At 65.5% G+C, this 26,115-nt stretch carries 25 protein-coding genes; 10 read left to right on the top strand and 15 right to left on the bottom strand.

The features are described 5' to 3' along the window. Window positions 1–26: 26 nt before the first annotated feature. Entirely contained in the window at window positions 27–758 is a 732-nt protein-coding gene (locus ACQY5A_RS11780; protein WP_428340563.1) for an ATPase, read from the bottom strand. Here ACQY5A_RS11780 and ACQY5A_RS11775 point away from each other — a divergent pair. Then, window positions 735–1,370, top strand: coding sequence for an MBL fold metallo-hydrolase (locus tag ACQY5A_RS11775; protein WP_428340562.1), 636 nt, complete (start codon window positions 735–737; stop codon window positions 1,368–1,370). The genes ACQY5A_RS11780 and ACQY5A_RS11775 overlap by 24 nt on opposite strands. A 70-nt stretch (window positions 1,371–1,440) precedes the next feature. Here the strand turns inward: ACQY5A_RS11775 and ACQY5A_RS11770 are convergent, their stop codons facing one another. From ACQY5A_RS11770 to ACQY5A_RS11760, 3 genes are all read right to left on the bottom strand, one after another. Beyond that, window positions 1,441–3,093, bottom strand: a complete 1,653-nt coding sequence (locus ACQY5A_RS11770; RefSeq protein WP_428340561.1) for an FAD-binding dehydrogenase — start codon at window positions 3,091–3,093, stop codon at window positions 1,441–1,443. Window positions 3,094–3,120: 27 nt separating this feature from the next. Beyond that, a complete protein-coding gene (locus tag ACQY5A_RS11765) occupies window positions 3,121–3,825 on the bottom strand; it encodes a DUF2334 domain-containing protein (protein WP_428340560.1) in 705 nt (234 codons plus the stop codon). A gap of 79 nt (window positions 3,826–3,904) precedes the next feature. Further along, complete coding sequence (locus ACQY5A_RS11760; RefSeq protein WP_428340559.1) at window positions 3,905–4,393, bottom strand: glutathione peroxidase; 489 nt, start codon at window positions 4,391–4,393, stop codon at window positions 3,905–3,907. A gap of 73 nt (window positions 4,394–4,466) precedes the next feature. Between ACQY5A_RS11760 and ACQY5A_RS11755 the strand changes: the two genes are divergently transcribed. Next, window positions 4,467–6,041, top strand: a complete 1,575-nt coding sequence (locus ACQY5A_RS11755) for a DHA2 family efflux MFS transporter permease subunit (RefSeq protein ID WP_428340558.1) — start codon at window positions 4,467–4,469, stop codon at window positions 6,039–6,041. Window positions 6,042–6,046: 5 nt separating this feature from the next. Here the strand turns inward: ACQY5A_RS11755 and ACQY5A_RS11750 are convergent, their stop codons facing one another. Then, window positions 6,047–8,185 carry a S9 family peptidase gene (locus tag ACQY5A_RS11750; protein ID WP_428340557.1) on the bottom strand — a complete coding sequence of 713 codons (2,139 nt, stop codon included), beginning with the start codon at window positions 8,183–8,185 and terminating at the stop codon, window positions 6,047–6,049. Further along, window positions 8,182–9,078, bottom strand: coding sequence for a phosphoribosylaminoimidazolesuccinocarboxamide synthase (locus tag ACQY5A_RS11745; protein ID WP_428340556.1), 897 nt, complete (start codon window positions 9,076–9,078; stop codon window positions 8,182–8,184). Before ACQY5A_RS11745 ends, ACQY5A_RS11750 begins: the two co-directional genes overlap by 4 nt. 439 nt (window positions 9,079–9,517) lie before the next feature. Between ACQY5A_RS11745 and ACQY5A_RS11740 the strand changes: the two genes are divergently transcribed. From ACQY5A_RS11740 to ACQY5A_RS11730, 3 genes are all read left to right on the top strand, one after another. Beyond that, a complete protein-coding gene (locus ACQY5A_RS11740) occupies window positions 9,518–10,963 on the top strand; it encodes a hypothetical protein (RefSeq protein ID WP_428340555.1) in 1,446 nt (481 codons plus the stop codon). A gap of 80 nt (window positions 10,964–11,043) precedes the next feature. Next, on the top strand, window positions 11,044–11,238 hold the full coding sequence (locus tag ACQY5A_RS11735; protein ID WP_428340554.1) for a hypothetical protein: 195 nt from the start codon (window positions 11,044–11,046) through the stop codon (window positions 11,236–11,238). A 50-nt stretch (window positions 11,239–11,288) separates the two neighbouring features. Then, on the top strand, window positions 11,289–11,909 hold the full coding sequence (locus tag ACQY5A_RS11730) for a hypothetical protein (RefSeq protein ID WP_428340553.1): 621 nt from the start codon (window positions 11,289–11,291) through the stop codon (window positions 11,907–11,909). Here the strand turns inward: ACQY5A_RS11730 and ACQY5A_RS11725 are convergent. Together ACQY5A_RS11725 and purB are read right to left on the bottom strand one after the other, a co-directional pair. Next, window positions 11,906–13,132 carry a cytochrome P450 gene (locus ACQY5A_RS11725; protein ID WP_428340552.1) on the bottom strand — a complete coding sequence of 409 codons (1,227 nt, stop codon included), beginning with the start codon at window positions 13,130–13,132 and terminating at the stop codon, window positions 11,906–11,908. The two genes, ACQY5A_RS11730 and ACQY5A_RS11725, sit on opposite strands and share 4 nt — an antisense overlap. Continuing rightward, on the bottom strand, window positions 13,129–14,556 hold the full coding sequence (gene purB, locus ACQY5A_RS11720; protein WP_428340551.1) for an adenylosuccinate lyase: 1,428 nt from the start codon (window positions 14,554–14,556) through the stop codon (window positions 13,129–13,131). Before purB ends, ACQY5A_RS11725 begins: the two co-directional genes overlap by 4 nt. Before the next feature lie 53 nt (window positions 14,557–14,609). Between purB and ACQY5A_RS11715 the strand changes: the two genes are divergently transcribed. Beyond that, window positions 14,610–15,467: a DUF429 domain-containing protein gene (locus ACQY5A_RS11715; RefSeq protein ID WP_428340550.1), complete on the top strand. Its 858-nt coding sequence runs from the start codon at window positions 14,610–14,612 to the stop codon at window positions 15,465–15,467. A 72-nt stretch (window positions 15,468–15,539) separates the two neighbouring features. Here the strand turns inward: ACQY5A_RS11715 and ACQY5A_RS11710 are convergent, their stop codons facing one another. Then, the gene (locus ACQY5A_RS11710) at window positions 15,540–16,166 is read right to left on the bottom strand and encodes a TetR/AcrR family transcriptional regulator (protein ID WP_428341482.1); all 627 of its coding nucleotides are present in this window, start codon (window positions 16,164–16,166) and stop codon (window positions 15,540–15,542) included. Between the two features lie 197 nt (window positions 16,167–16,363). Here ACQY5A_RS11710 and ACQY5A_RS11705 point away from each other — a divergent pair, with 197 nt between their 5' ends. Then, complete coding sequence (locus tag ACQY5A_RS11705; RefSeq protein WP_428340549.1) at window positions 16,364–17,263, top strand: alpha/beta hydrolase-fold protein; 900 nt, start codon at window positions 16,364–16,366, stop codon at window positions 17,261–17,263. A 102-nt stretch (window positions 17,264–17,365) separates the two neighbouring features. Continuing rightward, on the top strand, window positions 17,366–18,061 hold the full coding sequence (locus ACQY5A_RS11700) for a TetR/AcrR family transcriptional regulator (protein WP_428340548.1): 696 nt from the start codon (window positions 17,366–17,368) through the stop codon (window positions 18,059–18,061). Between the two features lie 7 nt (window positions 18,062–18,068). Here the strand turns inward: ACQY5A_RS11700 and ACQY5A_RS11695 are convergent, their stop codons facing one another. After that, the gene (locus ACQY5A_RS11695; protein ID WP_428340547.1) at window positions 18,069–19,244 is read right to left on the bottom strand and encodes a thiolase family protein; all 1,176 of its coding nucleotides are present in this window, start codon (window positions 19,242–19,244) and stop codon (window positions 18,069–18,071) included. Between the two features lie 129 nt (window positions 19,245–19,373). Between ACQY5A_RS11695 and ACQY5A_RS11690 the strand changes: the two genes are divergently transcribed. Continuing rightward, window positions 19,374–20,954 (top strand): gamma-glutamyltransferase family protein, encoded by a 1,581-nt coding sequence (locus ACQY5A_RS11690; RefSeq protein WP_428340546.1) that lies wholly within the window; start codon window positions 19,374–19,376, stop codon window positions 20,952–20,954. Here the strand turns inward: ACQY5A_RS11690 and purD are convergent. Then, window positions 20,951–22,219: a phosphoribosylamine--glycine ligase gene (gene purD / locus ACQY5A_RS11685; protein WP_428340545.1), complete on the bottom strand. Its 1,269-nt coding sequence runs from the start codon at window positions 22,217–22,219 to the stop codon at window positions 20,951–20,953. The two genes, ACQY5A_RS11690 and purD, sit on opposite strands and share 4 nt — an antisense overlap. Window positions 22,220–22,435: 216 nt before the next feature. After that, complete coding sequence (locus ACQY5A_RS11680) at window positions 22,436–22,837, bottom strand: MarR family winged helix-turn-helix transcriptional regulator (protein ID WP_428340544.1); 402 nt, start codon at window positions 22,835–22,837, stop codon at window positions 22,436–22,438. 82 nt (window positions 22,838–22,919) lie between these two features. Here ACQY5A_RS11680 and ACQY5A_RS11675 point away from each other — a divergent pair, with 82 nt between their 5' ends. Beyond that, window positions 22,920–24,005 (top strand): aldo/keto reductase, encoded by a 1,086-nt coding sequence (locus ACQY5A_RS11675; protein WP_428340543.1) that lies wholly within the window; start codon window positions 22,920–22,922, stop codon window positions 24,003–24,005. A gap of 10 nt (window positions 24,006–24,015) precedes the next feature. Here ACQY5A_RS11675 and ACQY5A_RS11670 read toward each other — a convergent pair whose 3' ends face one another. From ACQY5A_RS11670 to ACQY5A_RS11660, 3 genes are read right to left on the bottom strand one after another with little or no spacing between them, the layout of a single operon-like run. Then, a complete protein-coding gene (locus ACQY5A_RS11670) occupies window positions 24,016–24,444 on the bottom strand; it encodes a carboxymuconolactone decarboxylase family protein (RefSeq protein WP_428340542.1) in 429 nt (142 codons plus the stop codon). After that, window positions 24,444–25,301, bottom strand: a complete 858-nt coding sequence (locus ACQY5A_RS11665; protein ID WP_428340541.1) for an NAD(P)-dependent oxidoreductase — start codon at window positions 25,299–25,301, stop codon at window positions 24,444–24,446. Before ACQY5A_RS11665 ends, ACQY5A_RS11670 begins: the two co-directional genes overlap by 1 nt. Before the next feature lie 59 nt (window positions 25,302–25,360). Beyond that, entirely contained in the window at window positions 25,361–26,113 is a 753-nt protein-coding gene (locus ACQY5A_RS11660) for an SDR family oxidoreductase (RefSeq protein WP_428340540.1), read from the bottom strand. Window positions 26,114–26,115: the final 2 nt, after the last annotated feature.

Genomic DNA, 26,115 nt, shown 5'->3' with positions numbered 1-26,115 from the left:
TACCGGTCGGCACCACAGCCGTCGTGCTAGCACGAGCCGACATAAGCCGCGCATAACGATGCCGACATGGCGTCCAGCACCTGGCCGTCCGAGATGATCGGCCAGGGCGGTTGCACCGGATCCGTCCCCCATAGCGTCAGCTCGCTGATCGTGCTGTTCTCCGGATGCGCGACGAGGTAGGTGTGCAGAATCGTCGGGCCGCTGACCACCGCGGCAAGCCGGTTCGGCTCGTCGACGGTGACGGACGGCGACTCGGCGGCGGACCCCAACTGGCAGCCGCGCAACGCCGCTTGGGCGATGTCGAACACCGATCTCGCATTCGGGCCACCAGTCGCGGGGTCGCCGCGCCAGTGCACGACCTCGGCCCGCAGCTGCCACTGACCCGCAGGATTGTCCACCGTCGCCCGGGCAGCCACCGCGGAGTTGCGGATGTCCTGCGGGAGCGCCGGCGTCGCACACACCTCCTCGAAGCGGAATCGGGGCGTCGCGCCACCGGTCATCACCACCGCGGGCCCGGCCGGCGACGGCCAGTGGTATGTCGAATTCAGCGGTATCGCCGCTGCGGAGATCCACGCCGTATCGGGAATCTGGTCACACACCGGCGGGCAGGTTTCCGGGTCCGCGCGCGCGACAATCGCCCACTGCACGCACGCGACCAGCAGGCCGCCCGCGATCAGCGTTGTCGCCATGACTAGGCGCATTCCCCTGCACCCCATGAGCGCACAATCGTAGACATGCAACTCACGCATTTCGGTCATTCGTGCGTACTCGCCGACTTCGGTCACACCACGCTGCTGTTCGATCCGGGCAACTTCTCCCATGGCTTCGAGGGCATCACCGGCCTGTCCGCCATCGTGATCACCCATCAGCACCCCGACCACGTGGATCAGGAGCGACTGCCCGCCCTCCTGGATGCCAACCCCGGCGCCGCGCTCTACGCCGACCCGCAGACCACCGCGCAGCTCGCCGCGGCGTGCCATGCCGTGCACGTCGGTGACGAGTTGTCGGTCGGCCAGCTGACGATCCGCGCGCTCGGCGGCAAGCATGCCGTCATCCATCCGGAAATCCCAGTGATAGATAACATTTCGTATGTGATCGACAACGACCAACCCGGACGTTTCATGCACCCCGGCGACGCGCTGTTCGTCCCGGACGAGCCGATCGACGTATTGGCCACCCCGGCGGCGGCACCCTGGATGAAGATCTCCGAAGCGGTCGACTACCTACGTGCGGTCGCACCGGCCCGCGCGATACCCATTCACCAGGCCGTCATCGCCCCGGAGGCGCGCGGCATCTACTACGGCCGACTCAGCGAGATGACCGACACCGACTTCCAGGTATTGCCCGAAGAGAGCGCGGTCACCTTCTAAGCGCGAGCAGACACAGAATCGCGTTGCCGCGGCGGCTGGCGTGCGATTTTGCGACTGCTCGCCGGGAAAACTAGGCGATGTCGGCGGCCGCACCGCGGCCCGCCGCGCGGCCGGAGAAAATGCAGCCGCCGAGAAACGTGCCCTCCAGCGCCCGATAGCCATGTACGCCGCCGCCGCCGAAGCCGGCCACCTCGCCGGCCGCGTACAACCCGCTCAGTGGTGTTCCGTCGGCCCCCAGCACCCGGGAATCCAGGTCGGTCTCCAACCCGCCCAACGTTTTTCGCGTCAAGATATGCAGCTTGACCGCGACCAGCGGCCCGGCCTTCGGATCCAGCAGAGGGTGCGGCGCAACCACCCGACCCAGCTTGTCGCCCAGGAACGCGCGGGCCGCGCGAATCGCGGTGATCTGGCCGTCCTTGCTGAATTTGTTCGCCACCTCACGGTCGCGGGCGGTGACCTCCTCGGCGACCGTCGCGTAATCCAGCGGCGCCACGTCCGGCAATGCGTTCATCGCGGACACCAACTCGCGCAACGACTTTGCGGTGACGAAGTCGACACCGCGATCCACGAAGGCCTGCACCGGGCCCGGCGCACCCGATCCGGCCCGCGACGCCAGCAGTTGCCGGACGCTGCGGCTCGTCAGGTCCGGGTTCTGCTCCTGGCCGGACAGACCGAACTCCTTGCCAATGATCTTGGCGTTCAGCACAAACCAGGTGTAGTCGTAGCCCGACTTCGCGATGTACTCCAGGGTTCCTAGGGTGTCGAAGCCGGGATACAGCGGCACCGGCAGTCGCTTGCCGGTGCCGTCCAGCCACAGCGAGGACGGGCCCGGGATGATCCGGATACCGTGCATCGGCCAGATCGGATCGTAGTTCGTGATGCCTTCGGTGTAGTGCCACATCCGGTCCGGGTTGATCACCCGGGCGCCGGCCTTCTGGGTGATCGCGATCATCCGGCCGTCGACGTGGGCGGGCACTCCGGCCAGCATCCGCTCGGGAACCCGACCCATCCGGGTGGGCCAGTTGGCCCGCACCAAGTCGTGGTTGCCGCCGATGCCGCCGCTGCTGACGATCACTGCTTCAGCACGAAACTCGAACTCGCCGAATATGTTTCGCGATGACGTGACTCCGCGCGGCTCCGACGACGGTTCCAGCACGCTGCCCCGAACTCCGGTCACCGCGTCGCCGTCGACGATCAGTTCGTCGACCTGATGCCGGTACGCGAACCGCACGTTCGGATGGTCGAGGAGTCTGCGCGCGAAGATCTCGACGATGGCCGGCCCGGTTCCCCAGGTGATGTGGAAGCGCGGCACCGAATTGCCATGTCCCTGAGCGCCGTAGCCGCCCCGCTCGGCCCAGCCCACCAACGGGAAGATCTTCAGGCCCCGGTCGCGCAGCCAGCTGCGCTTCTCGCCGGCCGCGAAATCGACGTAGGCATGGGCCCACTGCTTGGGCCAGTAGTCCTCTTGCCGGTCGAACGCCGCGGTGCCCAGCCAGTCCTGCAGTGCGAGCTCGTAGCTGTCGTGGACACCGAGCCGACGCTGCTCGAGACTGTCGACGAAGAACAAGCCGCCGAAAGACCAGAATGCCTGCCCGCCGAGGTTGGCGCTGTTCTCCTGGTCGACGATCACTACCCGTTTGCCACGCTCGACCACCTCGCAGGCGGCCACCAGGCCGGCCAGGCCGGCCCCGACGACGATGACATCAGCTTGGGTATCGCTCATGGCGCTACACAGTAGCGACCGAAACGGTCAGGCCGCGTCGAGTATCGCCTGATCCGCCCGCCACTGGTACACGGTGGGTTCGCATCCTTGCAGCCGGGCCAGATCGACGGCGTCCAGCATCCCTTGCAGCGGCCCGGGTTTGCGCAGATGGCTGGCCGCCACCGCGACCCGGACGATGCCGTCACGGCGCGCCACACGCTCGGCCGACAGCACCAGCATCCGGCACCACCACGGCTCGGACAGGAACCCTTCCCCGATGCCCAGCACCCGCGCCCGCACGGTCGTCTGCCGGACCAGGTCGGTGATCTCGTGCAGATCCGCAAGGAGACGGAAACCGTTGCGCGGCAGCGCGTTAACGGTGCCTGGTGATGCGGTCCAGCGCGGTGCCGCGAAGAGTCGGGTTCGCAGCCCGAGATGTTCGAGCACCCGGTCGGCGGCCACCAGCCGCAGATTCGCTTCATGCGCAGGCAGCGTGGCGAATTCGCCGCGGCGCTTCTTGGTCGCCGCATCGTCGTAACCGTTGAGCAGGATGGCGTCTCCGGCGGCTCGCCGGCGGGTCAGCCATTCGACGGTCACCGGGTCACGATCCAGCCGATAGCCGCCCTTCAGGCGCGGGGCGACCAGTAGCGACACCGGCACCGAACGGGCGTCCATCTTCGCGCAGAATTCCGCGACGTCATCCAAGGTGCGTTCGCGGATCCCGGACACCGAAACGATCAACTTCCCAGACACACCTCAATTTTGACGATGTCAGATGTCCAGATAGTGACGTACACGCGGACAGAAAGCGTCAGTTCGCCCCGCCGACCAGCTATTTCGGCAGCACGGCCTCGACGGCCGCGATCACCTCGGGTGCGTCGGGCACCGTCTGCGGGCGGAATCGGTTGACCACCGCTCCGCCGGGCGCGATCAAGAACTTCTCGAAGTTCCACTGCACGTCACCGGCCGCGCCGTCGGCGTCGGGCGTCTTGGTCAGTTCGGCGTAGAGCGGATGCCGGTCCGGCCCGTTGACCTCAGTTTTCGCCAGTAGCGGAAATGTCACGCCGTACGTGGTGGAGCAGAACGTCTGGATCTCCTCGGCGGTGCCGGGCTCCTGCCCCATGAACTGGTTGCACGGAACTCCGAGGACGGTGAGCCCGCGCTCGCCGTAGTCACGCGCAAGCTGCTCGAGCGCGGCATATTGCGGGGTCAGGCCGCACTTGGACGCCACATTGACCACCAGGACGGCACGGTCGTGGTAGTCGGCCAGCGACAGGGAACCGCCACCCAGGCCGGTCAGAGCGATCTCGGTCACAGTCATAGTCGGCTACCTGCATCGCACCCTCCGGAACTTATGTTGATCGTCTAGCTATCTTGTCGTTAGGGTGGCGAATATGGTTTCTACCCCGGCACCGCCGACCGACACCGCGGCGGACGTCGACTATCCCGATTCGCTCGATGTCGGGCTTCTGAGGATCGCTGGAGTCTGCATCCTCGCCTCGGTGATGGCGCTCCTCGACGGCACGGTCGTCAGCGTCGCTCAGCGCACCTTCATCGCGGAGTTCAGTTCCACCCAGGCCGTCGTCGCGTGGACGATCACGGGCTACACCCTCGGGCAGGCCACCGTGATTCCGCTGGCCGGCTGGGCCTCCGACCGGTTCGGCACCAAGCGGCTCTTCATGGGCGCGGCGCTCTGGTTCACCTTGGCGTCGCTGCTGTGCTCGATGGCATCGAACATTAATCAGCTCATCGCATTTCGGGTGATTCAAGGCCTGGGCGGCGGCATGCTGGTGCCGTTGACCCTGATCATCTTGACCCGCGAGGCCGGCCCGCGACGCCTCGGCAGATTAATGGCGGTGCTCGGCATCCCGATGCTCCTCGCCCCGATGGCCGGTCCGGTGCTCGGCGGCTGGCTGATCAGCGCCTACGGCTGGGAATGGATCTTCCGGATCAACCTGCCGGTCGGTGCGATCCTGTTCGTGCTCGCGGCGTCGATCTTTCCGAAGGATCGGCCTCGCCCCTCGGAGGCCTTCGACTTCGTCGGAATGCTCTTACTGTCACCGGGATTGGCCTTGCTGCTGTTCGGCATATCGTCGGTACCGCGGCATGACAGCTTCACCGACAACCGGGTTTGGATACCGGGGCTGATCGGCATCGGGTTGATCACGACGTTTGTGGTCCATGCCCTGCACCGCGCCGACCATCCGCTCATCGACCTGGCGCTGTTCAAGAATCCCGCGGTGACGCTGTCCAATGCCGCGATGTTCGCGTTCTCCGTCGGGTTCTTCGGCGCCGTTCTGGTGGTGCCCAGCTATCTCCAGCAACTACTGCACGAGACACCGCTGCAATCCGGCCTGCAGTTGATCCCGCAGGGACTCGGCGCGATGCTGACCATGCCGCTGGCCGGCACCCTGATGGACAAGCGTGGGCCCAGGAACGTGTTGCTGGTCGGCATCGCGGCGATCGTCACCGGACTGAGCGTATTCGCTTATGGCGCATGGCAACACGCGGACTACCTGCCGATCTTGCTGATCGGTCTGGTGGCCACCGGTATCGGCCTGGGTTGCACTCTGACACCGTTGTCCGGCGCGGCGGTTCAGACGTTGGCGCCCAACGAGGTGGCCCGCGGGTCGACCCTGCTCAGCGTCAATCAGCACGTCGCCGTGGCGGTCGGCACCGCGATGATGTCGGTGATCTTGACCAGCCAGTTCAACCGCAGCGAAACCGTCGGTACCGCCGAGAAACTCGGGATCCTAAAAGGCAAATTCACCAAGCACGGGGCACCGGCGCCGACGCATCAGGACGTCTCGGCCGACTTCACCCTTCGGCTGATGCATGACCTCAGCCATGCCTACACCCTGGTCTTGGTGGTGGCGATCGTCGTGGTGGCGCTGACGCTTGTGCCAGTGGCGTTCCTGCCCAACAGGCCGCCGCCACCCGGCCGGGCCCAAGCCGCGGTGCCCGTCTAGCCGAGTTACCCCGGCGAGCCGCTGAGCAGATCGTCTACCTGGCCGCTGCCGTAGTGGTCGCGATCGGCGGCCGCCAACAGCCAGGCGTATTGGTAGGCGGTCTCTTTCCAGCGCTCGTAGCGACCGCTGATACCGCCGTGGCCGGCGGTCATCTGGGTCTTCAGTAGCACCGGATTCCCGCCGGCGCTAGTATGACGCAGTGCGGCAACCCATTTGGCAGGCTCGACATAATAGACCCGGGTGTCGTGCAGAGACGTCATCGCCAGGATGGCCGGATAGTTCTGCGCCGAAACGTTCTCGTACGGCGAATAGGACTTCATGTAGTGGTAGACATCGCTGTCACTCAACGGGTTTCCCCATTCGTCCCATTCGGTGACGGTCAGCGGAAGCGACGGGTCGAGGATTGTTGTCAGCGGATCGACGAACGGCACCTGCGCCAGGATGCCCGCGAAGAGATCAGGCGCCAAGTTGGCCACTGCTCCCATCAGCAACCCACCGGCGCTTCCGCCCAGCGCCACCAACTGCTGCGGGCGGCTCTGGCCCCTGTCGACGAGATGCTGTCCGACAGCGATGAAATCGGTGAAGGTGTTCTTCTTCTCGAGCAGCTTGCCGTGCTCGTACCACAGCCGGCCCATCTCGCCACCGCCGCGAACGTGCGCGACGGCAAAGACCATGCCGCGGTCCAGCAGCGAGAGTCGCGCAATGGAAAACCGCGGGTCCTCGCAGATCTCGTAGGCGCCGTATCCGTATACCAATGCCGGAGCCGGGAATTCGATGTCGGCGCGGTGCACGATCGAGATCGGGATCTTGGTTCCGTCGGCAGCCTGCGCCCATTCACGGCGTTCGACGTAGTCTTCGCGACGGTAATCCCCCACCACCGGCTGCTCACGCAACAGGGTGCGCTCACCGGTGACCAGGTCGAGGTCGTAGATCCGGACCGGCGTGACGAAAGATCCAGCGCCGACTCGCAGCTTGGGCGAGTCCCAGTTCGGGTTGGCGCCCAGGCCTGCCGACATCAGCTCCGAATCGAAGGAGATCTCTTCGGGCCGACCGTAGTCGTGACCGTCGGTGGGCCACAATTGGATTCGCGGCAGAGCCGCCCCGCGATAGCTGACCACCAGGTGGCCGGCGAATGCATCGACGCCGTCTAGTCGCACGTCGTCGCGGTGTTCGATCAGGGTGCGCTGAGCGGTGGGGTCCTCGACCGGAGCGTCGGCCAGCATGAAGTTCACCGCGTTCTCGTTGTGCAGGATCAGGAATCGATCCTGCCCGCCGACGATGGCGTGCTCCACCGAGTACTCGATGCCGTCGCGGCGCGGCAGCACCGTCCGGAACTCGGCGTCCGGGTCGGCGGCGTCTGCGTAGCGAACTTCCGAGGTGATCGCCGATCCCGCCGCGATCAGCACGTACTTGTCGCTGCGGGTTCGCCCCACCGCGAGCCAATACTTCTCGTCGGGTTCGTGGTAGACCTTCTCGGCCGCAAGGCCGGACGCCAACCGGTGCCGCCACACCGTGTCGGGACGCCATGCGGCGTCGACGGTGACGTAGTAGACGGTCTGGTTGTCGGTGCCCCAGGTGGCTCCCGCGCCGATGCCGACGATCTCATCCGGATACTGCTCGCCGGTGCGAAGATTCCTGAACCTCAACGTGTATCGCTCGTCGCCGACTACGTCGACGGAGTAGGCCAACACGTTTCCGTCGGGGCTCAGACTGGCCGCCCCGAGTGAGAAGAAGTCGTGCCCCTCGGCTTCGACGTTCTCATCGAGCAGCACCTGCTGACCGGGAATCTCTGTGTGCTCGTCGAGAACCGGCGGCTTCCAGTCGCTCGGATCGGTCACCGGACAACGGCATTGGACACCGTACTGCATGCCCTCGAAGCTGCGCCCGTAGTACCACCAGTCGCCACGACGAACCGGCACCGAGAGGTCGGTCTCCTTGGTTCGGGCCTTGATCTCATCGAAGATCTTCTGCCGCAACGGCTCGAGTGGGGCGGTCGCCTGATCGGCGTACTCGTTCTCCGCCTCCAGATAGTTCAGAACCTCGGGGCTGGACTTGTCCCGCAGCCACTCGTAGGGGTCGATGAACACGTCACCGTGAAACTCCCGCCTCGAGTCGACCCGCTTGGCGATCGGCGGCCGCGTCATGCGGCCGGACCGATCCAGTCGTCGAACCGCAGTCCGGAGATGCGTTCGTAGGCTTCGATATAACGTGCGCGTGTGGCATCGATGATGCTGTCCGGCAGCGGGGGTGGAGGCTCTGACCCGCCGCGGTCCCACCCCGACTCGGGACCGATCAGCCAATTGCGGACGAACTGCTTGTCGAAGCTGTTCTGGACTTCCCCGACCCGGTACTGAGCGGCAGGCCAGTACCGGGAGGAGTCAGGGGTGAAGACTTCGTCAGCCAACACCATGTTGCCAGTGGCGTCGACGCCGAACTCGAACTTGGTGTCAGCGATGATGATTCCCTTCGTCAGCGCGTGATCGGCCGCCTGCACATAAGTCTGTAAGGTTCGGTCGCGCAACTGGTTTGCGCGCACTCCGCCGACCATCGTGATCACCTGAGGGAATGAGATGTTCTCATCGTGTTCTCCCAGTTCGGCTTTCGTCGCCGGGGTGAACAACGGCGTGGCGAATCTGCTGGCTTCGACCAGGCCCGGCGGCAGCGTGATCCCGCAGACCTTGCCGCTTTGCTGATAATCCAGCAGTCCCGAGCCGGTCAGATAGCCGCGGGCCACGCATTCCACGGGCATCATCTCGAGCTGGCGCACCATCAGCGCCCGGCCGAGAACGTCGTTGGGAATACGCGGGTCGTCCGGTGGGCCGGCCAGGTGGTTGGGTGCGTCGACGAGGCCGAAGAAGAACACACTCATTGCGGTCAGGATGCGACCCTTGTCGGGGATCAGGCTGTCGAGCACGTAATCGAACGCCGAAATCCGGTCCGATGCGACGAACAACAGGTGAGCGTCATCGATGCGGTACAGCTCGCGGACTTTGCCACTGGCCAGGTGCTGGTAGTCGGACAGAGCAGGACGACCCATCGGGACAGCCTAGCTGTCGACAGAAAGCCGACCTGCCGACCTCGATCACCTGACCGCTATTGAATAAGCTGGTCCAGAGGACAGCTGAGACCGAGGCGTCGGACTTCGATCCGACGTGCTTGCCGGCGCGGGTGTGCATCGGCCGGTTCCCGATCGGTCATTGACTTGCGCCTAACATTCCTGGCTGTCAAGGGATAGTCAGCGAATCTTGCTGCGAGGTGATGGACGTGTGGTTCGGCGAGAGATTTCGGATTGATCTGGACGCCTTGGCGAAGATGGCGACCCGTTTGGGGCATTCGCGCAGGCCGCTAACCACGGTCGGGGCGCACACTCTGACCCTGAATAACAACGACGAGATCGACTTGGCGATGGGGCGCGATAACGCTGGGACGTTGCGTGCCGTGCTGCTGGCCGCGAGGCAGAAGGTTCGGACTTGCCAGTGACGTTGACGGTAGCCGATATCGGCCGGTGGAGCGCCGAGGCGGTACGCGAGGTCTTCCACGCGAGCAACGCGCGCGGGCAAGCGACTTTGGAGGCCTCCCGTCAACTCAGTTCGCTGGCGGTGTTCGACGCCTGGGAGGGAGCCACGGCGGAGGCCAGGAAGCACGCAAATGCCTTGATCCGCCAAGACCTTGACGCCCACGGGACCGAGGCACTGGCAGTCGCCCGAGCGGCGGGAAAAGCTGCGGATGACATCGAGCACGTGCAGTCCGAATTACGCACGCTGCTCGCCGATGCCAATGGGCTGCACATGACGATCGACCAACTGACAAACAAAGTAATCCCGAGTTCGACTTTCAACGGTCCACCTATGGAAGCCGTCATCGCCGAAATGCAGCTACAGCCACGATTGGACAAGATCTTGGCCGAGGCCAACGCTGTTGACGCGGAGCTAGCAGCCGCAATCAACATGGCTGAGGGTAATGCGCCCACCCCGTTCAGCCCCTCCGGTCGTGAAGTCGACGGGCAACCGGGCGGGGACACGGACCCCGGCAGCGAGCGCGGCCACAACGAGAAAGATGCGTTCAAGAAGGTGTACGGGCGTGACCCCGTAAGCGCCAACGACTGGCGCATGGCTGCTGCGCTCGACCCGCACAGCTACTTACCGAAGGACCACGAGGTACCACCGCAAATCGTTGCGGGAAGGTTCACACCCCAACCAGGCAAAGGCGTTGTGCGAACAAATCTGTTCATCCCCGCCAACCAAGTGATGAACACAGCCAAAGATGCGCAAGACCTGGCTGACGGGCGCTTAATGCCAAGGAACTTCGGTGACAATCGCGGCCCGAGCGCGACGGCGGACCCCGAAGCGTCCCGCGTCTCGATGTTCGTGGACTACGAGCACGGCGTCATCGTCGTTCGCCAGAACCCAACCGCCACGGTCGATGGTCAACGCGGAGGCGCTGCTTCCGCCGTGCCAAACGTGCACGTTGTCCAAGCACCGGACGGCAGGATGACAATCGACTACAACGCCCACGACTCTTATGAGATGCCTCTAGCGACAGACTCACGAATGACGGTCAATGGGCGCATTACCCTTAGTCCGCAAGCTGACGGAACGGTAGCTCTCGGAGGGAATGCGACGGTCTATCCCAGCATGGAAAGCTATCAGTACCGCGAAGGACTTCCCGCCGCACAACGGCAATGGAACCCCGCGAGTACGGGCGGCGAGTGGGGTCCAGCGACCAGTCTGATGCGCCACCATTGGGTTGGCGACGCCACAATTCCAGCTGTTCGTCCTGATATGCCTGACTGGAAATGGGAGTTGGAAAACGCCATGCCGTACAACGCTTTGCCGTTCTTCGATGATCCATTCGTCAGTCATACAACCCAACTGATCAACCCTTTCCAGGGCGGAATCCCAACCGTAGGAACGGGACGATGAATCGTCTCTGTTTCGCCAAGCCGTCTATCTGGCGGGTCTTATGGTCCGTCGTCGCGGTCGCAGTGGCAGGGTCAGTGATAGTGGGGTTTGGCCTGTACATCGGTGCCATCGCCACCCACAACGACACTGGACACACCCCTTCAGGTGACTACTTACGACTGTTCATTCTGGACCTCACGCTTTGGGGACCGATCCTCGTGCTGACGGTCTGGCAAGTCAGCATCCCCGTGATCGGCGTTCTCGGAGTGTTGGTCGCGTCCGTGCGCAAGACCTAGATGGTCGCGTGGATCTCGACCGGGAAGGCCAGAAGCGGCACGATCGGGATATGAAATCGCGGTTCATCCCCTACGCCAACACCCCGGGTCGACTGATGACTCAGTTGTTCATCGACACCGTCGTGGTCCTCTGGAGTTTCGTGTGGGTGCTCATCGGCCTGGCTGTTCACACCGCGGTGTCGACGATCGCCGAGGTGGGTCGTCAGGTCCAGGGCGGTGCGGACGGTGTCGCCGACAGCCTGAAGTCGGCCGGCCACAGCGCCGACCACATCCCGCTGGTCGGCAGCGCCGTCAGCGAGCCGCTCACCGCGGCGAGTAGGGCCGCGCTCGAGATCGCCGGCGCCGGCCATAGCCTGGACACCACCGCGAGCTGGCTGGCCATCGTGCTGGCGCTGGCCGTTGCGGCGCCACCGACGCTTGGAGTGGTCGTGCCCTGGCTGGTGCTGCGGATCCGGTTCGTCCGGCGCAAGCTGACCGTCGGCGCGCTGGCCGCGACTCCGGCCGGTGCACAGCTACTGGCGTTGCGCGCGTTGGCCAACCGGCCACTCGGCCGGCTGACCGCCGTCACTGCCGACCCGGTCGGTGCGTGGCGCGCCGGGGACCCGCACGCCATCCATGGTCTGGCCGCCATCGAATTGCGGTCCGCGGGAATGGCGGTCAGGACGCGCTAGCGCATGTCGACGACGAGGTGCCGGATCCCGGTGTGCCGGTTGCTGCGGGTCCACTCGACGTCACACACCACCCGCACGCACTCGAAACGGGTCAGCAGTTCTTCGAAGAGCACCCGCAGTTCCAGCCGGGCCAGGTTGGCGCCCAGGCAGTAATGCACACCCTGCCCGAAACCCAGGTGCGGGTTGGGCTTTCGCGTGATGTCGAATTCGTCGGCAGCGTCGAAGACCCGCGCATCGCGATTGGCCGAGCCCTCCCAGATCTGCACCTTCTGCCCCGCCGTGATCGAGGCGCCGCCGAGCACTACGTCGCGCGTGGCGGTGCGCCGCTTGGACGGTGACGGCGAGGTCCAGCGGACCATCTCCTCGACCGCGGTGGGCAGCCCCGCCAAATCCTCACACAGCACGCGCAATTGCTTCGGATGTTCGGCCAGCGCCAGCAGTCCGCCGGCGACCGCATTGCGGGTCGTCTCGGCGCCGGCACTGAACAGCAGGCTGAAGAACAGATACAGCTCGAGGTCGGACATCGCCGGCTCGTCAGCGGCGTCAAGAGCCGCGTTGGCAACGACCGACAACATGTCGTCGGTCGGCTGCGCACGCTTCGACGCGATCAACTCCTGGCCGTAGGTGTACATCCGCGAGCCGGCCTCCTCGGCCGACAACTGCGACAGGGCGGCGGTGCGCGATCCACCGAAGTCGAACTGCGGCTCGATGGCTTCGAACAGCCAATGCCGTTCGGACTCGGGCACTCCCAGCAGAATGCAGATCATCTGCATCGGCAGCTCGGCGGCGATGTCGACCAGGAAGTCGAATGGCTCGCCCGGCACCACGGCGTCCAGCAGCCGACGGGTCCGCGCCCGGAGGTCGTCTTCGACCAGGCCGATCATCCGCGGCGTCAGGCCCGAGCTGACCAGCCGGCGGATCTGCGAATGCCGTGGATTGTCCGTCATGTTCAGCACCTGACCAGCGATTGACAGATCCTGCAACAGCGTCCCGCCGAAAGGCCGGTCGCCGCCGGTCACCGACGAGAAGGCCACCGGATCTTTCAGCACCGCAAGGGTTTCGGCGTAGCAGGCTACAGACCAGAAGCCCTCGCCGTCGGGGGTGTGCTCGGTTGGATGGTGCCAGTACACCGGGGCGTCGCGACGATGGACGGCGAACAGGTCGTGCGGAAAGCCACCGTCGAAGTTATCCAGATCGGTGAAGTCGACCTCGGCGAGCGTCACAATATTGCGCCGGGCGCGTACTTCGCGGCGCCGGGATATCGGGCGACCAGTGCATCGACCTCAGCGATGACCGCATCGACCTGATCACCGGCGGCGCCGATGAACGCCTTGCGGTCGGCCAATGCGGCGTCGATCGCGTTGCGATCCAACGGCAGTCGCGAGTCGTCGGCCAACCGGTCCAGCAGATTCGGCTCAACGCCCTGCTCGCGCATGGCCAGCGCCGCCGCGACCGCGTGCTCCTTGATCACCTCGTGCGCCGTTTCCCGGCCCACCCCGGCGCGCACCGCGGCCATCAACACCTTGGTGGTGGCCAGGAACGGCAGGTAGCGATCTAGCTCGCGCTGGATCACCGCGGGATACGCGCCGAATTCGTCGAGCACGGTCAGCATCGTCTCGATCTGCCCGTCGACGGCGAAGAAGCTGTCCGGCAACGCAACTCGACGCACCACCGAGCAGAAGACGTCGCCTTCGTTCCACTGCGCCCCGGCGAGCTCGGCGGCCATCGAGCCGTACCCGCGCAGGATCACTTGCAATCCGTTGACCCGTTCGCAGCTGCGGGTGTTCATCTTGTGCGGCATCGCCGACGAGCCGACCTGACCTTGCGCGAAGCCTTCGGTGACGAGGTCGTGGCCGGCCATCAGCCGGATGGTGTGTGCCAGCGACGACGGCCCAGCGCCGAGCTGGACCAGGGCCGACACCACATCGTGGTCGAGTGAACGCGGGTACACCTGTCCGACGCTGGTCAAAACCGTTGCAAATCCCAAGAACTCGGCGATGCGGCCCTCCAACTGGGCCAGCTTCGCCGCGTCACCGCCGAGCAGGTCGAGCATGTCCTGCGCGGTGCCCATCGGGCCTTTGATTCCGCGCAGCGGATAGCGATCGATCAGCTCGCGCAGTCGAGTCAACGCGAGCAACGTCTCCTGCGCGGCCGAGGCGAACCGCTTGCCCAACGTGGTGGCCTGCGCGGCGACGTTGTGACTGCGTCCGGCCATCACCAGGTCGCGGTAGGTTGCCGCACGTTCGGCCAGCCGGGCGACCACGGCCACCCCGTGCGCAAACACCAATTCCAGCGAACGGCGAACCTGTAGCTGCTCGACGTTCTCGGTCAGGTCGCGGCTGGTCATGCCTTTGTGCACATGTTCGTGGCCGGCCAGCGCGTTGAACTCTTCGATGCGGGCCTTCACGTCGTGGCGCGTCACCCGCTCGCGGGCGGCGATCGAGGCCAGGTCGACGTCGTCGAGCACCCGTTCGTAGTCGGCGATCGCCGCATCGGGAACCGCAGTGCCTCCCGCGCCCAATTCCGTCTGCGCACGCAACACCGCCAGCCAGAGCCGCCGCTCGGCGACGATCTTGGCCTCCGGCGACCAGATCGCCACCATCTCGGCGCTGGCGTAACGGTTGGCCAGCACGTTCGGGATTGTCACAAACACAAAGCTTAACGGCGCCGCGCCGGACGCGGATCAGGCACAGTGACTCCATGCACTTTGTCGGGCTCGATCTCGCCTGGGGCGAGAAGAACAACACCGGTGTCGCCGTCGTCGATGCCGATGGCCGGTTGCTGCACGTCGGCGCCGCGCACGATGACGAGAGCATCGCAGCGGCGGTCGAGCCCTATGTCAGCAACGACTGCCTGGTGGCCATCGATGCGCCGCTGGTCGTCAACAACCCGACCGGGTCCCGGCCGTGTGAGGCGGCGCTCAACCGCGACTTCCGCGGGTTCGATGCCGGCGCCCACCCGGCTAACACCGGCAACTCCGCGCTCACCCGCCCACGCGCAGCCCGCATCGCGACCGCGCTGACGCTCGACATGGATCCGGCGTCGAGTTCGCCGCGGCGCGCGATCGAGGTGTACCCGCACCCGGCGACCATCGCGTTGTTCGGCCTGCAGAAAATCCTGAAATACAAGAAGGGTTCGTTCGAATCGCGTCAGCACGAGCTGCTGCAGTTGATGACGCTGATCGAGGGGCTCGACAATGCGTCACCGCGGCTGCGGGTGAACCACAACATGTCCTGGGTGGAATTGCGCAAGAGGGTCGAAGCCGCCACGCGGCCAGTGCAACTCGATCGCGACGAGGATCCCGTCGACGCCGTGCTGTGCGCGTACGTCGGGCTGTTCTGGTACCAGCGGCCCGAAGACGTCACCATCTACGGCGACTACGGAGGAGGCTACATCGTCACGCCGACGCTGCCGTCCGATGCCGTGCCGGCCCGCCGCCGCCGGTCGGCACCGCAGACCGACACCGAGGACTTGCGTGTCCGCGTCGCGCAGGTCGCCGCCCTCCTCGACGAGGCACAGCGCGGGCTGACCGCGATTCGCCAGCAGCTCGAGGGTTAGCTCGACACTGCGCCGACCGCAAATGTGTCCTGCTAAAGAAAGATGCGACAAGCTATTTCAGCGGAAGCGTGGTCAGATGTGCACGGGCCGGCGGTCGAACGGCGCTACCGCATCAATGACATCAATCACAGTTGCACGCGCCACGGCGCACGGGTCCTGCAGCTCGTCGACCAACGCCGAGACCACCGCGCCGTCGATCGTGCAGATCAGCGCGGAGACCAGTTCGGGGCGAACCGATCGGCCCGAGCGTTCGATGACGTCGGCGACCGCGTCGACCCGTTGACGCATGGTGCGGCGCTGAATCTCGCGCAGCCCGGGCAGCCTGGCGCAGGCGATGTGCCGCTCGTAGCGGGATATCAATTGCTCGGCCAGGTGCGGTTCGGATTCGCTGCCGACGAGCAATTCCACCAGCAGGTCGGCCGTCTTGTCGGCGCTGCGGCGTCGACGGGACAGCGTGGCCACCTGGGCCCGCAGTTGGGCGACCTCCAACATCCCGATGTGCGCCACCGCGCTGGCGATCAGATCGTCGAGGCTGGAGAAGTAATACGTTGTCGAGGCCAGCGGCAGACCCGCGCGGCGCGCCACGGCGCGGTGCCGGACGGCCTCGAAGCCGCCTTCGCGCAGCAATTCGGCTGCGGCGCTCACCAGCGCATATCGCCGGCGTTCGCCTTTCGGGGTGACGGCTCCCTTGGGCACCACAACCGCCTTGGGAGCAACAACAGCCGCCGGTGGGGCGACGGCTGGCGCGGCGACGGTCACCTCGGGAGCGAAGGCTCCCTCGGGAGCCACTGCTGCTGTCACCTAGGACATGGTGCCAGCCGAAAAGGTGCCGCATCGGGCTTTCGGCCAATCCACTCAGAGTCGCGCAGCGGGCCGTTGACCCCTGGCGGCGCTTTATGATGGCCCGCATGCCGGAGATGAGTCGTCGCGCTGTGCTGCGCCTGGGCACCGGCGCAGCGGCGGGGGCGCTCGGCGTCTACGCGGCGGACCGTTTGCTGCCCGGCCGGCCTCCGGTGGCGCCTCCGGTCGCGATGACCGGCACCGGCCTTCCGTTGGCGCCGGCCCCGCCGCTAGACCCGCCGCCGGCCCCGACGATGGTGACCGGTTCGTTTGTCTCGGCAGCGCGCGGCGGTGTCGCCACCAACTGGGCGATCGCCCGCCCGCCGGGTCAGAGCAGACCGCTGCGGCCGGTCATCGCGCTGCATGGCAAGGGAAGCAGCGCCGCCACCGTGATGGAGGGCGGCGTCGAGCAGGGGCTGGCCCAAGCGGTCGCCGCCGGGCTGCCGCCGTTCGCTGTCGTTGCCGTCGACGGTGGCGGAAGTTATTGGCACAAAAAGGCTTCCGGCGAAGACTGCGGCGCGATGGTGCTGAACGAACTCATCCCGATGCTCGGCGGCCAGGGCCTGGATACGTCCCGGGTTGGTTTTCTAGGGTGGTCGATGGGGGGCTACGGCGCCCTGCTACTCGGCGGCCGACTCGGTCCGGGCCGTACCGCGGCGATCTGCGCGGTGAGCCCGGCACTGTGGATGTCGTCGGGGGCCGCTGCCCCGGGCGCCTTCGACGGCGCCGACGACTTTGCGGCGAACTCGGTCTTGGGGATGCCCGCCCTGGCATCCATCCCGCTCCGGGTGGACTGCGGCAACAGCGACCCGTTCTACGGCGCCACCAAACAGTTCATCGCGCAATTACCCCATCCGCCGGCGGGCGGTTTCTCCCCGGGCGGCCACGACGGGTCGTTCTGGAGTTCGCAGTTGCCCGCCGAATTGACCTGGATGGCACCGCTGCTGACTGCGTAGTACCGCTGTCGTGCGCGACTGCAGGCCCTACCAGAAGCCTTACGATATTTGTTACGATAGCGCGCCATAACGCATGGCCACAGCGCACGGAGGTATCCCGAATTGGTGAAGCAGGCCGTCGCGGACAAGCGGCAACGGCGTGAACGCGGATCCATCAGCGTCGACGAGATCATCAACGGTGCGTTCGAGGTCGCCGGCGAGGTGTCCGTCGACGGCTTGAGCATGCCGCTGCTGGCCAAGCACCTCGACGTGGGCGTGACGAGCATCTACTGGTACTTCCGCAAAAAGGACGATCTGCTCAACGCGATGACCGACCGCGCGCTGGGCCAGTACGATTTCGCGACACCGTTCGTCGAGGGCCGCGACTGGCGGGATTCGTTGCGTGATCATGCCCGCAAGATGCGTCAAACGTTCCGCGACAACCCGATTCTGTGCGACCTGATTTTGATCCGTGGCACCTTCGGGCGCGAGGCGACGCTGGCGGCCTTCGAGAAACTTGAGAAGGCGATCGCCGCTCTGGCGGAGGCCGGCCTTTCACCGGAGGACGCATTCGACACCTACGCCAGCATCTCGGTGCACACCCAGGGTGCGGCGGTGCTGGAACGGCTACGGGACAAGTCCGGTAGAGCCGAAACCCGCCGTCGCAGTGAGAGTTCGGTGATCGACCCCGACACTATGCCGTTGATCGCTCAATTGACCGAAAAAGGCCACCGCATCGGGGTCGCCGACGACCTGAACTTCGAGTATGGCCTGAACTGCATTCTCGATCACGCCAGCCGGCTGATCGACGCGAACTGATCGCCCGCTAGACCTCGATCACGACGGCGCCGCCCTGGCCGCCGCCTGCGCACATCGCCGCCACACCGATACCGCCACCGCGACGGCCCAATTCGTACACCAGCGTGGTCAGCATCCGCGCGCCGCTGGCCGCGATGGGGTGGCCCAGGCTGCAGCCGCTGCCGTAGATGTTGACCAGGTCCTCATCGAGGCCGTACTCGCGGCACGCGGCGATCGGCACCGACGCGAACGCCTCGTTGATCTCCCACAATGCGATGTCGCCCGGCGCCAGACCGGCCCGCTCCAGCACCTTGCCGATCACCTTCACCGCGCCTAGGCCGGTGTCCCTCGGGTCGACTGCGGCCGAGGCCCACGTCTTGACCGAGCCCAGCACCTTCAGCCCGTGGGCTTTGGCGAAGTCTTCGTCGGCCAGGGTCAGCGCTGCAGCAGCGTCGTTGGTCCCGCTGCTGTTGCCCGCGGTGATCGAGAAACCCTCGATCTCAGGGTGCAGCACCTTCAGCGACGTGAGTTTCTCCATGCTGGTCCCACGGCGCGGATGCTCGTCGACGCTGAATTCGATCAGCGCATCGTCGAGGCCTTTGATCTTTACCGGGACGATCTCGTCTACGAAGGCGCCGCTGTCGATCGCTCCGATTGCACGCTGATGGGAGCGGAACGCCCAGGCGTCCATCTCCTCGCGAGTGATCCCCGCCGACTGCGCCGTGTTCCACCCGACGGTGATCGACATATCGCGGCCCGGCGATTCGGGCGTCTCCACGTGGGTCGGCGGAATCCACCGCTCCTCGAATTCCAGCGTCGGGCCCGGGATACGCCAGTTCATCAGCGGCGTCATCGACAGCGACTGCACGCCGCCGCCGACCACGACCTTCTCGGCTCCCGACCCGATGTGGGCGGCCGCATTCGCGACGGCGGTGAGGCTGCCCGCGCAGTGCCGGTTGACGGCCTGTCCCGGAACCGACGTCATGCCTGAGGCCGACGCGGCGTAGCGGGCCATATCGCCTCCGCCGTAGTGCGATTCGGCGAAGATCACATCGTCGATGTCGGCGACCTCGACCCCGGACCGCCGGACCACTTCCTGCAGGATGGTGGTCGCGAGAAACTCGGGCGTGGTGTTGACCAGCGAGCCCTTGAACGACGTCCCGATGGCGGTTCGGACTGCGCTGACGATGACGGGCTTGGACATGTGGTCAACCTTCGATTGATCTGCGTGCGGGTTACAAATAGACCTATAAGCGTAAAGCGTATCAGTTACCGTTGCGTCGACGATATCGGGTTGCTTGCCGACGTCAGGACGCGCTGCGAGACTGTGCCGATGCAGCCGTTCGGGTGGGAACTGCCGTACGGCTGGCCGCGTAAGCCCGTGTTGGCGACCAACGTGGTGTGCACCTCGCAACCCCTCGCCGCCCAGGCCGGCCTCCGGATGCTGGCCGACGGCGGCAGCGCGATCGATGCGGCAGTCGCCACCGCGATCGCATTGACGGTGGTGGAACCGGTGTCCAACGGCATCGGCTCGGACGCTTTCGCCATCGTGTGGGACGGACGGCAACTGCACGGGCTGAACGCGTCGGGCCGCTCCCCTGCGGCGTGGACGCCGGAGTATTTCGGCGGCAAGGGCGTTCCCCCGTCCGGCTGGAACTCCGTCACGGTCCCGGGTGCGGTGTCGGCATGGGTCGAGCTGCACGCGAAGTTCGGGAAGCTGCCGTTCGACCGGCTCTTCGAGCCGGCAATCGGCTACGCCCGCAACGGCTTTCTGCTCTCGCCGACGATCGCGGAGCAGTGGGCGGCCCAGCTGCCGCTGTTCGAGTCGCAGCCCGGATTCGCCGAGACCTTCATGCCCGGTGGGCGTGCACCGAGGCCAGGTGAGTTGGTCAGATTGCCCGACCACGCCACGACACTGGGGACCATCGCCGCAACCAACGGCGAGTCGTTCTACCGCGGCGAGCTGGCGGCCAAGCTCGAAGCCCACTCGACGGCCAACGGCGGGGCCATGCGGACCGGCGACCTTGCCGCGCATCGCGCCGACTGGGTCGGCACCATCTCGGGTGGATATCGCGGATACACCGTGCACGAGATACCGCCCAACGGCCAAGGCATCGTCGCGTTGATCGCGCTCGGAATCCTGGAGCACTTCGACATGGGTTCGCTGCCAGTCGATTCCGCTGACAGTGTGCATCTGCAAATCGAGGCGGTGAAACTCGCGTTCGCCGACGCACAGGCTTATGTCTCCGACATCGATCACATGGCGGTGAGCCCGACAGACTTGCTCGACGCCGGCTACCTGGGTGAGCGCGCCGCGCTGATCGATCGGGACCGCGCCAAACCGGTGTCAGCCGGAACGCCACGCGGGGGGACGGTGTATCTCACCGCGGCGGACGCCTCGGGCCTGATGGTGTCGATGATCCAGTCGAACTACCTGGGATTCGGTTCCGGGGTCGTGGTGCCCGGTACGGGAATTTCGTTGCAAAACCGTGGCGCGGATTTCGCTGCCGCACAAGGGCACCCGAACCAGGTCGGGCCGAGCAAGAAGCCGTATCACACCATCATCCCGGGATTTCTGAGTAAGGACGGCGCCGCGGTCATGAGTTTCGGGGTGATGGGCGGCCCAATGCAGCCACAGGGCCACGTGCAGGTGGTGGCGCGCGTCGTCGATCACGGTCAGAACCCGCAAGCGGCATGTGACGGCCCGCGGTTCCGCTGGGCCGACGGGCTGCAGGTGTGCTGCGAGCCGGGCTTTCCGGCGTCCACACTGGACGGGCTGCAACAGCGCGGCCATCAACTCGTCACCACTGACGACTACAACCAGTTCGGCAGTTGCCAGGCGATCTGGCGACTCGACGACGGCTATCTCGCGGTCAGTGACCCGCGCCGCGACGGCCAGGCGGCCGGTTTTTAGACCTCGATCTTGCCTTCGGCCGCGGCCAGTCCGATGTCGGTGCGAAAGTGGCTTCCGGGCAACCGAATTGAACCGATGAGGTCGTAGGCCGCGGTGCGCGCGGCAGCCAGATCGGAGCCGGTGCCCACCACGGAGAGCACCCGGCCACCCGACGACACGATCGCGCCGTCCTCGCGGCGCACCGTTCCGGCATGCAGAACGCCGCCGGCCTCAGAGCCGGCGATCGCATCGCCCACCCGCGGTTTGCCCGGGTAGTTCTCCGCGGCCAACACCACCGTCACGGCCGCACCATTGCGCCACTGCAGTTCACCGAAGTCGGCGAGGGTGCCGGTGGCCGCCGCGTTGAGCAGCTGGCCGAGCGGCGACTCGAGCAGCGCGAGCACCGATTGCGTCTCCGGATCACCGAAGCGGCAGTTGAATTCGATGACCGCCGGCCCTTTCGGGGTGATCGCCAAGCCGGCGTACAGCAGGCCGGAGAAAGCGTTGCCGCGCCGAACGAGCTCGACGGCAACCGGTTCCACGATGTGGCTGACGATGTCGCGGTAGACCTCGGCCGGCAGCCACGGTAGCGGGGCATACGCGCCCATGCCGCCGGTGTTGGGCCCGGCATCTCCGTCGCCGACGCGCTTGTAGTCCTGCGCCGCCAACAGCGGCACCACGGTCTCGCCGTCGACTACGCAGAACAGCGACACCTCGGGGCCGTCGAGGAAGGATTCCAGCAGCACGGGGTGGCCGGATTCGAGCAGGCTTGCGGCGTGAGCGCGCGCGACGCCGCGGTCCGGCGTGACCACCACACCCTTGCCCGCCGCCAACCGGTCGTCTTTCACCACCCAGGCAGGATCACCGGCGCCCGGGCCGAACCGGTCCAGTGCGGCATCCAAACCCGCTGGGCTGTCAACGATCTCGCTGGAGGCTGTGCGCACGCCGGCGGCTGCCATCACGTCTTTGGCGAAGGCCTTGGACCCCTCGATCTGGGACGCGTCCTCACTGGGCCCGAAGCAGGCGATCCCGGCGGCTCGAACCGCGTCGGCCACGCCGAGCACTAGCGGCACCTCGGGACCGATCACCACCAGGTCGGCGTGAATCTTGCGGGCCAACGCGACGACGTCGTCGGCGGAGGACACGTCGACCTCGTGCTGGTCAGCTATCGACGCGGTGCCGGCGTTGCCGGGTGCAATGGCCAGCGCCTCGACCTGAGGGTCGGCACGCAGCGCCAGCAGCAAGGCATGTTCGCGGGCACCGGAGCCGATCACCAGAACGCGCACGGAGAGTCACTTTAGTCCGATGACGATGCGCGCCGTAAAACGGCGCGAGGAGGAGTCGGACACATCGAGTGACGCGATGACGATGCGCGCCGTAAAACGGCGCGAGGAGGAGTCAAACACATCGAGTGACGCGATGACGATGCGCGCCGTAAAACGGCGCAGGAGGAGTCAAACACATCGGGTGACGCGATGACGATGCGCGCCGTGAAACGCCCGTCAGATGATTTTTTCGAGCAGCTTCATCAGTTCCTTTTGCTGCGCGGCGGTGAGTCGCTCGAGGCGTTTGTCGAACTCCTCCGACAGCGCCGACATGCCGCCAGACGCGGCTTTGCGTCCGGTCGCGGTGAGCAGCAGGCGATGGCGCCGAAGATCGGTGGGATCAATCTCGCGACGCACGAAGCCCGACGCCTCCAGCCGTTTGAGGTAGGCGGTGACCGTGGCCTTGGGCATGTTCAATGTCGTTGCCAATTCGGCCGGATAGGGATGCTCCTCGATCTCGGCGAGCAGGAACAGTTCCTTCGACTCCAGGCCCAACGAGCAGATCTCGTCCTCGGCGCAGGAGATGACCGACAACAGCACCCGATAGTTCAAGGACCAGATTTTGGCCGCATCAGACATCGACTTGCCAGATCGTTCAGATGTGAACTAGTTTGAGTGTGAACAACCGCATGATCGAACAACCTACCAGAAAGCCGCCCCCATGCCTCTGGATCAATACACCACACTCGGCCGGTCCGGCCTGCGGGTCAGCCCGCTGTGCCTCGGCGCGATGACCTTCGGCGAAGACCTCGGCTGGGGCACCAGTGTCGAAGAGTCGCAACAGATCATCGACCGCTACATCGAACTCGGCGGAAACTTCATCGACACCGCCAACTTCTACACTCGGAGCCACTCCGAGAAGATCCTCGGAGACCACATCGGTCGCCACGCCGCTCGCCGCGACCGACTGGTGCTCGCAACGAAATTCAGTGGCAACCTGTATCCGGGTGACCCCAACGGTGGCGGCTCGGGCCGCAAATCAATGATCAACGCCTGCGAGAACTCCCTGCGCCGCTTGCAGACCGACTACATCGATCTGTACTGGCTGCACGTCTGGGATGCCAACACGCCGATCGAGGAGACGATGGCCGCCCTCGATGACCTCGTCGCGGCCGGCAAGGTGCGCTACATCGGTGTTTCCGACACCCCGGCGTGGAAGATCGTGGAAGCCAACTTGATTGCGCGCTTTCGCGGCTGGTCCAGTTTCATCGGCCTGCAGGTCGAGTACTCGCTGCTCGAACGGGCCATCGAACAAGAGCTGGTTCCGATGGCGGGTGAATTCGGCCTCGGCGTCACGCCGTGGTCACCGCTGAAAAGCGGTGTGCTCAGCGGCAAGTACACCCGCGCCAACAGTGGCGAGCATAAGGCCGATCGTGGAGCGATGGTCGATTACTTCCTCAACGAGAAGACCTTCGCGTTGATCGACGAATTGGAGGTCATCGCCGAAGCGCATCGGACCAATGTCGCCAGCGTGGCGCTGGCCTGGGTGCACGCGCAGGCCAGCGTCTCATCCGTCATCATCGGCGCCCGTCGGCTTTCGCAGCTCGAGGACAATGTTCGGGCGGTCGACGTGGATCTCACCGCGGACGAACTCGCCCGCCTCGGCGAGCTCACCAAGCCGAAGTTCGGATTCCCGAACAACATGCTGGACATGGCCCCGGGCATTCTCAATGGTGGGACGACGGTCAACGGTGCCGCAGGGCCGATTTCGGAGTACGTGATGCCCGAAGGCGTTCAGCCGTACTGAGATTGACGGGCTATTCGCCCGAGTGCATCTTCAGCGCACCCTCGACGTTGGCCTTCTTGTCCTCGCCGGCGCCCTTGGCCGCGGCTTTCCTCCGCTTCGCGACGACGCTGTCGACGGCGCCGTTGAGCGCTGAGCCGAGCGGAAAGCCGAGGTAGTGAGTCAGGAAAACCGCCATCTCCTTGAGTTCGGTTTCGCTGAGTTCCTCGTTGAGCAGCGCCGCGTTGATCTGAATCTCGGCCAGGTCGCGGTTGCCGATCGCGGTCACGGCGGTCAGGGTCATGAGGCGCTTGTCGCGCATCGACAATCCCGGCCGTGTCCAGATGGAGCCGAACAGGTGGTCGACGGTCAAGTCGAAGAAGGCGTCGCCCTCGATGTTGGGCATTTCCCAGCCGTAGACCTCGTTCATTTTCGCGAGGCCCTTGCCGCGTAGCTCGTCCATCACGCCTCTTTCTCTGTGTGCGGCACGCCGAGTCCCGCCGCCAGCCCGCGGTAGGCTAACTGCGCCAGCGGCAGGTCGACCGAGACCGATTCACCCAGCGCCAATGCCAGGCTCAGATCCTTCTCGCCCAGCCCGCGGGCGTGCACGAAGGACTGATACAGGAAGTTGTCCGGCTCGAGGTCATTCATGTTGTCGCGCACCATGATCGCCCCGGGCCCGCTGGTGAGGGCGTCGGTGTGCCGCACCACCCGGCCCAGTGCCTGCAGGTCAAGCCCGGCCGCCTCGGCGAGCTTCATCGCCTCGCACGCCGCGACATACGAGGTGAACGTCAACATGTTGCGGGCCAGCTTCATTCGGGTACCTGCGCCCGGCTCGCCGGCGTGGATGACCAGCGCTGCCCAGTGTTTGAAGGCCGGCTTGATCCGCTCGTAGACCTCGCGGTCGGCGCCCACCATGGTGGCCAGCTCGCCCTCGGCCGCCGCCGCCGCGCCACCGCTGACCGGGGCGTCGACGATGTGAATGCCCTGCGGCTTGAGTTCTTCGGCCAATTCCGCGGCGGTGCTGTCGCTGATGGTCGAGTGGATCGCGATGACCGTTCCGGGCTTGGCGTGTGCGGCCAACTCGCCGACGACCTCGCGCACCTGCGCATCGTCGAGCACGGTGATGTGGATGATGTCGGCGTGCGCGACATCGGCCAGACTGTCGGCCAGCTTCGCGCCCTTTTCGGCCAACGGTGTCATCGCATCAGCCCTGATGTCGTAAACCGTTATGCCGCCTGACCATTCGGTCATCTTGGTGGCCATCGGCGCGCCCATGTTGCCCAAGCCGATGTAGCCAAGCCTCATTTGATCTGTCATATGGCGCCGCTCCTCCTAAATTCCTGAGATCACACTGCTCTGTTTATCGTCGTCGGCGGCTATGAGCGGAAGATCTGTCCGCCGTCGACATTGAAGATCTGCCCGGTGATCCAGGAGGCTTCGTCGGACAACAGGAACAAGCACATGCCGACCAAGTCCTCCGGTGTTCCCATCCGCGACAGCGGCAGACCTTTGACGATGTCCTGCACGATCTCCTGCGGAGTGGTGGTCCGGTTGGCCTCGGTGTCGATCGGCCCGGGCGCGATCGCGTTGATCCGGATGTTCTGGCCGCCGAGTTCAGTGGCCAGCTGCTGGGTGAGGCCGTTTACACCGACCTTGGCCAGGCCATAGAAGTTCGAATACAGCCATGCCGCAGTGGATGATTGGTTCACAATCGCCCCACCGCCACGCTTGGCCATCTTCTTGTAGACCGCGCGGGTGCACCACAGCGCGCCGTCGAGGTTGACACTCATGAACTTCTTGTAGTACTCGGGGTCGACGGTGAGCAGGAAGTCGAGTTTCATGCCGCCGAAGATCGCGGCGTTGTTGACCAGGTAGTCGATGCCGCCGAACTCGGCCAGGGTGCGGTCGGCCATCTCTCTGGCCGACACCGGGTCCGACACGTCAACCGGGATGGCCAACGCCGTGCCGCCCTCGCCCTTTATTCCGTCGGCCACCTTCTCGGCGCCCTGCAGGTTGATGTCGGCCACGACGACTGCTGCCCCTTCTCGGGCCAACGCTTCGACATACGCCTGGCCGATCCCGCCACCCGAACCGGTCACGATGGCGACTTTGTCCTCAAACCGACCCACGG

Origin of the sequence: Mycobacterium sp. (assembly GCF_965277065.1) — a bacterium.
In the GTDB taxonomy this organism is placed as follows: Bacteria; Actinomycetota; Actinomycetes; order Mycobacteriales; family Mycobacteriaceae; genus Mycobacterium.
Note: the sequence above shows the minus strand (reverse complement) of the source record. Positions and strands in the feature narration are given on the sequence as shown.